Below are 6,317 nucleotides of genomic sequence, written 5' to 3' on the forward strand. Positions count from 1 at the left end.
CTCTGCGGGAAGGACCGAGCGTCGCCGATCGTGGTCCATTCCCGGCCGGGGCACAAGGGGGGTCATTACTGGCGGGTAACGGCTGGATAACCGGTACCTTGCCGGCTGCCGTCGCGCGGCCACACAGGGTGTGACCCTGGGCCACGACAGAAGGGATGAGAGCGAACCAACCGGACAGTTCACGGGGTTCGATTTACTCGGAGTAACAGCGACCGCGATTGCCAAGTTTTGGCAAAGCGCGGCCGCTGTTTATCTCCGTGTCAACAAATCGCCGGTACGCCGCGACCGGCAGGGGCTTCCGGCTAGAAGAGCACCCGCGCCAGCGCCGTACGCGCCGCCGAGACGCGGGGGTCGTCCGCCCCGATCACCTCGAACAGCTCCAGCAGCCGGACCCGTACGGAGTCCCGCTCCTCGCCGAAGGTCACCCGCACGGTGTCCACCAGGCGCGCGAAGGCGTCGGCGACGTGGCCGCCGGCCAGGTCCAGGTCGGCCGCGGCCATCTGCGCCGCCGGGTCCTTCGGGTTCGCGGCGGCCTCGGCGCGCACCGCCTGCGGGTCCAGGTGCTGCACCCGGCTGAGCAGCTCGGCCTGGGCCAGGCCCAGCTTGGCCTCGCTGTTGGCCGGGTCGTCCGCCAGTACGTTCTTGTACGCCTGCACGGCGCCGCCCAGGTCACCCGCGTCCAGCGCGACGACCGCCGCCTCCAGCAGCGCGTCGTACGGACCGGCCGGCACCTCGGCGGGGGCCGCCGGGGCGCCCGCGGCGGCGGGGTCGACCTGGAGGCCGGTGAGGCCGAAGCGCTCCTCGGCGACCTGGACCAGCTGGGCGAGGGTCTCGCGGATCTGCTGCTCGGGCGCCACGCCCTGGAACAGGGGCAGTACCTGGCCGGCGACCACGGCGAAGACGGCCGGGATGCCCTGGATGCCGAACTGCTGCATCAGCATCTGGTTGGCGTCGACGTCGATCTTCGCCAGCACGAAGCGGCCGTTCGCCTCGACGGCGAGGCGCTCCAGCAGCGGGCCGAGCTGCTTGCAGGGCTCGCACCACTCGGCCCAGAAGTCGAGGACGACCGGGACCTCGTTGGACAGGTGGATCACATCGCGCTCGAAGCCGGCCTCGGCTACGTCGAAGACGAGGGCGGAGGGCGCCACGGCGCCGCCGGGCGCGCTGCCCGCGCCGCCGTCGGCCTGCCGGGCCGCGTCCCTGCGCGCCTGCTCCGCCTTGGCCTTGGCCTCGCCGGCCGCCTTCACAGCGGCGAGGTCGACCACGCCGCTCATGGACATGTTTCTGGGCTGCATGCGTACATCCTCCCCCGTGTGCGCGCGCCGGCGAAAAGGATCCCGAAAGATCGTCCTGCGTTGTGCGTCGTTCGGCGCCGGGTCCCCACCTGGCGCCAGTAGCTTCGCGTGGTTGTCGCTCTTACGCTACGAGCCGTAGCGTAACTCGCCCGGAGCCCGAGTGCCGCGTGATCTGAACCACAGTGGACGGCCCCCCGGCATTTCCCCTACCGGCGGGTATGGTCTCGGCCATGCGCAACCCCAGCCCCGGAACCAGCTCCCCGACCGGCCGCACCGGCCGCCCCCGCAGCGCGGCTGCGGACGCCGCGATCCTCGCGGCGACCCGGGACGCGCTGGTGGAGCTGGGCTGGTCGAAGCTGACGATGGGGGACGTCTCGGCGCGGGCCGGGGTCGCGAAGACGACCCTCTACCGGCGCTGGGCGGGCAAGAACGAGCTCGTCGTGGACGCGGTCGCGGAGCTGTTCGACGAGCTGGAACTCCCGGACCGGGGCTCGCTGGAGGCCGACGTCGAGGACGTGGTGCTCCAGTTCGCGCAGCTGCTGAGGCGGCCCGAGGCCCGTACCGCCCTGATGGCGGTGGTGGCGGAATCCACCCGGGACGAGGCGCTGCGCGACCGGATCCGGTCGGCGATCGTGGACCGGCAGAAACGTCTCGTCGTACTGGGGCGCGAGCGGGCCCAGGCCCGGGGCGAACTCCCGGACGAGGAGGACGCGTCCCTGGCCGGCCGCACCACGGACCTCATCTTCGACGTGATCGCGGGGACGGTGGTGCACCGGGCGCTGGTGAGCTGCGAGCCGGTGGACGAACCGTGGGCGGCCGCCTTCACCGCCCTGCTGATGCACGGCCTCCAGGGCGTGGCCCGTACCTGACGGGCCCTCGGCAGGCTTCGGGTACGGCTGTCCGTACGGCTTGCGGATACGGATCGGCCGGTCGCGCCCCCCGGTTGGACGGGGGGCACGACCGGCCGTTCCACACCTCCGGCCGGGCTAGAAGCCGGCGGGCTCGGTGTAGACGCCCCACTCGTCGCGCAGGACGTTGCAGATCTCGCCGAGCGTGGCCTCGGCCCGTACCGCGTCCAGCATGGCCGGGATCATGTTCGACCCGTCCCGGGCGGCCTCCAGCATCGACTTCAGCGCGGCCGTCACCTTGGCGTCGTCGCGGCGCTCCTTGCGCGCGGCGAGGGCGCGGACCTGCTCGCGCTCCACCTCGTGGCTGACCCGCAGGATCTCCAGGTCGCCGGTGACGGAGCCGTGGTGGACGTTGACGCCGACGACCCGCTTGTCGCCCTTCTCCAGGGAGCGCTGGTACTGGAAGGCCGACTCGGCGATCTCCCCGGTGAACCAGCCGTCCTCGATGCCGCGCAGGATGCCGGAGGTGATCGGCCCGATGGGGTGCCGACCGTCCGGGTGGGCGCGCAGGCCGCGCTCCCTGATCTGCTCGAAGATCTTCTCGGCGTCGGCCTCGATGCGGTCGGTGAGCTGCTCGACGTACCAGGAACCGCCCAGCGGGTCGGCCACGTTGGCCACGCCGGTCTCCTCCATCAGCACCTGCTGCGTGCGCAGCGCGATCTCGGCGGCCTGCTCGCTGGGCAGCGCGAGGGTCTCGTCGAGGGCGTTGGTGTGCAGGGAGTTGGTGCCGCCGAGGACGGCCGCGAGGGCCTCCACGGCGGTGCGCACGACGTTGTTGTAGGGCTGCTGCGCGGTGAGGGAGACACCGGCGGTCTGGGTGTGGAAGCGCAGCCACATGGCCTTGTCCGACGTGGCCCCGTAGACCTCCTTCATCCAGCGGGCCCAGATGCGGCGGGCGGCGCGGAACTTGGCGATCTCCTCGAAGAAGTCGAGGTGCGCGTCGAAGAAGAAGGAGAGGCCGGAGGCGAAGTGGTCCACGTCCAGGCCGCGGGAGAGGCCGAGTTCCACGTAGCCGAAGCCGTCGGCGAGGGTGTAGGCGAGCTCCTGCGCGGCCGTCGCCCCGGCCTCGCGGATGTGGTAGCCGGAGACGGAGAGCGGCTTGTAGGCGGGGATGCCGTTCGCGCAGTACTCCATGAGGTCGCCGATGAGGCGCAGGTGCGGCTCGGGTTCGAAGAGCCACTCCTTCTGGGCGATGTACTCCTTGAAGATGTCGGTCTGGAGCGTGCCGTTGAGCACGGCCGGGTCGACGCCCTGGCGCTCGGCGGCGACCAGGTACATGCAGAAGGCGGGCACGGCGGGCCCGCTGATGGTCATCGAGGTCGTGACGTCGCCCAGCGGGATGTCCTTGAAGAGGACCTCCATGTCGGCGGCGGAGTCTATGGCGACGCCGCAGTGGCCGACCTCGCCGAGCGAGCGCGGGTCGTCGGAGTCGCGGCCCATCAGGGTCGGCATGTCGAAGGCGACGGAGAGCCCGCCGCCGCCGGCGGCCAGGATCATCTTGTAGCGCTCGTTGGTCTGCTCGGCGTTGCCGAAGCCGGCGAACTGCCGGATGGTCCAGGTCCGGCCGCGGTAGCCGGTGGCGTGCAGACCGCGGGTGAAGGGGTACTCCCCGGGCCAGCCGATGCGCTCGAACCCCTCGTACGAGTCACCGGGCCGGGGCCCGTAGACGGGGTCGACGTCATCTCCGGAGAGCGTCGTGAAATCGGCCTCGCGCTTGCGGGCCTTGTCATACCGGGCCTGCCAGCGGCGGCGGCCCTCCTCGATGGCGTCAGCGTCCATACCCATGAATTTACTAGGACGTCCTAGTAAATGTCGATGGCAAACCCCCGGAGAGTCTCTCCGGGGGGTTTGACGACACGGCCCGGGGGCCCGCCTCAGGCCTTCGCGGTCGCCAGACCGTCGGCGACGAGGGGCTCGACCTCGGCGCGGACACCGCGCTCGACGAAGAAGGCGGCCAGCGGGATGGTGCCCGACACCAGCACCCACAGCAGCTTGCCGAAGGGCCACTTGGCCTTGGAGCCCAGGTCGAAGGCGAAGACCAGGTAGATCATGAAGAGCACGCCGTGGACCTGCGAGACCGCGAGGGTCAGGCCGGCGCCGGTGTCGAAGCCGTACTTCGCCACCATGCAGGCACAAAGGATCAGGAGCATGACCGCGGTCACGTAGGCCATGACGCGGTAGCGGGTCAGCACGCTTCGTTTCATGGCGTCGAGCCTAACCGTCCGTTTTGCGCGATCTTGACGCGGCCCCGGCTCGCGGGCGGCTCAGCCCTCCTGGAAGTCGGCCGCCGCCACCCGCAGCGGGCGCAGCAGCGCGAAGATCTCCGCGCACTCCTCGGCGTCGTACACCCCGAGGCCGAAGTCGACCGCCATCAGGTCCTTCGTCGCCGCCTCGACGACCTCGCGGCCCTTCGCCGTGATGGACGCGAGCGTGCCGCGGCCGTCCTGCGGGTTGGGGCGCTTGTCCACGAGGCCCGACTTCACCAGCCGGTCCACGGTGTTCGTCACCGAGGTCGGGTGCACCATCAGGCGCTCGCCGATCTTCGACATCGGCAGCTCCCCCGCCTGGGAGAAGGTGAGCAGCACCAGCGCCTCGTAGCGCGCGAAGGTCAGCCCGTACGGCTTGACCACCGCGTCGACCCCGGCCAGCAGGATCTGGTGCGCGCGCATGATGGAGGTGATCGCCGCCATGGACGGCACCGGGCCCCAGCGCTGCCGCCAGAGTTCGTCGGCGCGGGCGATGGGGTCGAAGGGGAGGCTGAGCGGTTTGGGCACCCACCAGACCCTACCGGGCGGTCATTTGGCCGCGAGCCCCGTCTCATCCCTCGGCCGCCGGACCCCGGCGAGGAGCAGCGCGACCACCGCCGCGCCGAGCGCACCGGCGCCGGCGATCACGGTGTGCGCCGGCAGGAACTCGGCGGCGGCCCCGGCCAGGGCCATGCCGATGCCCTGGAAGGTCATGAGTCCGGTGCTCAGCAGGGTCATCGCCCGTCCGCGCAGCTCATCGGGGACGGCGTCGAGGTACATCCGGTCGAGGCCGAGGGTGTAGGCGTGCGCCAGCCCGGCCGCCAGCAGCGCCGCCAGGACGAGGACCGGTCCCGGGCGGACGGCGAACAGCAGCAGCGGGAGCGGGGAGGCCACCGCCAGCGGGGCCGTGATCCGCGCACGCGTTCGCGCGGTGAGCGCCGAGCCGGCCCAGAGTTCACCCGCGACGGTGCCCACGGGCAGCGCGCACATCAGCACCCCGAGCGTGACCGTCCCGGCCCCCGTGCCCGCGGTGTACGGGGCGAGCAGCGCCTCGGGCACGACGGCGAAGGCGGGCGGCAGCCAGCACAGCAGGGTGAGCGCCCGCAGCCGCCGCCCGCCGAGGACGGCGCGCAGCCCGGCGAGCGGGGACTCGCGGGCGGCGACGGCCCGGGCGGGCCGGGCCCGGGTGCCCACGCGCAGCAGCAGCGCGGACGCCAGGAACCCGGCGGCCGTCAGCGCGATCGCCCCGCGCGGGGCGATGAAGGCCAGCAGCACTCCGCCGAGCCCGAAGCCGGCGAGCTGGGCGCTCTGCGCGACCATGCGCAGCAGCGAGCGGCCGAGTACGAAGGCCTCCCCCGTCCCGAGGATGTCGGCGAGGGAGGCGCTGCGGGCGCCCTGGAAGAGGGGCGCGACGAAGGCCATGGCGCAGCGCAGGACGAGGATCCCCGCGACGGGCGTCCCCGGCCAGACCATGGCCGCCGCGCAGGCGGCGCAGAGCAGGTCGCACGCGACGAGCACCCGCCGGGCCGGGTACCGGTCCGCCAGCGGGGCGAGCAGGGTGCCGCCGAGGGCGTGGGGCAGGAAGCCGAGGGCGAAGGTGAGCGCGCTCATCAGTGGGGAGCCGGTGGCGCGGTAGACGAGCACGGTGAGGGAGATCTCGGCGACGACGACGCCGAGCAGGGACAGCAGGTGCGCGGCGAAAACGGCGCGGAACTCCCGGACCCGGAACACGGGGCGGTAGCCCGTCCCGGCGGCGGCGGAGCGGGCCCGGCCGCGGGCGCGGGCGGCAACGGCCCCGGCCGCGAGGCCCGCAGGCCCCGGTTCCGCGGGCGGCGGGTCCGCGGCGGGCGGGGCGGCGGCGGCCGGGG

The 6,317-nt window shown here is 72.6% G+C and carries 6 protein-coding genes; 1 reads left to right on the forward strand and 5 read right to left on the reverse strand.

The window, feature by feature from the left end:
• Window positions 1-302: 302 nt before the first annotated feature.
• Window positions 303-1,295: a tetratricopeptide repeat protein gene (locus AB0D45_RS07990; RefSeq protein WP_361608849.1), complete on the reverse strand. Its 993-nt coding sequence runs from the start codon at window positions 1,293-1,295 to the stop codon at window positions 303-305.
• Between the two features lie 230 nt (window positions 1,296-1,525).
• Between AB0D45_RS07990 and AB0D45_RS07995 the strand changes: the two genes are divergently transcribed.
• On the forward strand, window positions 1,526-2,164 hold the full coding sequence (locus AB0D45_RS07995) for a TetR/AcrR family transcriptional regulator (RefSeq protein WP_361608851.1): 639 nt from the start codon (window positions 1,526-1,528) through the stop codon (window positions 2,162-2,164).
• A 117-nt stretch (window positions 2,165-2,281) separates the two neighbouring features.
• On the opposite strand, the gene AB0D45_RS08000 is transcribed toward AB0D45_RS07995, so the two are convergent.
• From AB0D45_RS08000 to AB0D45_RS08015, 4 genes are all read right to left on the reverse strand, one after another.
• The gene (locus AB0D45_RS08000; RefSeq protein ID WP_362455941.1) at window positions 2,282-3,982 is read right to left on the reverse strand and encodes a methylmalonyl-CoA mutase family protein; all 1,701 of its coding nucleotides are present in this window, start codon (window positions 3,980-3,982) and stop codon (window positions 2,282-2,284) included.
• A gap of 95 nt (window positions 3,983-4,077) precedes the next feature.
• Window positions 4,078-4,407, reverse strand: coding sequence for a DUF3817 domain-containing protein (locus AB0D45_RS08005; RefSeq protein WP_361608855.1), 330 nt, complete (start codon window positions 4,405-4,407; stop codon window positions 4,078-4,080).
• Between the two features lie 60 nt (window positions 4,408-4,467).
• A complete protein-coding gene (locus tag AB0D45_RS08010) occupies window positions 4,468-4,977 on the reverse strand; it encodes a MarR family transcriptional regulator (protein ID WP_361608857.1) in 510 nt (169 codons plus the stop codon).
• Between the two features lie 21 nt (window positions 4,978-4,998).
• Window positions 4,999-6,180: an MFS transporter gene (locus tag AB0D45_RS08015; RefSeq protein WP_362455955.1), complete on the reverse strand. Its 1,182-nt coding sequence runs from the start codon at window positions 6,178-6,180 to the stop codon at window positions 4,999-5,001.
• Window positions 6,181-6,317: the final 137 nt, after the last annotated feature.

The sequence above is a fragment of the Streptomyces sp. NPDC048352 genome (assembly GCF_040651895.1).
GTDB lineage: Bacteria > Actinomycetota > Actinomycetes > Streptomycetales > Streptomycetaceae > Streptomyces.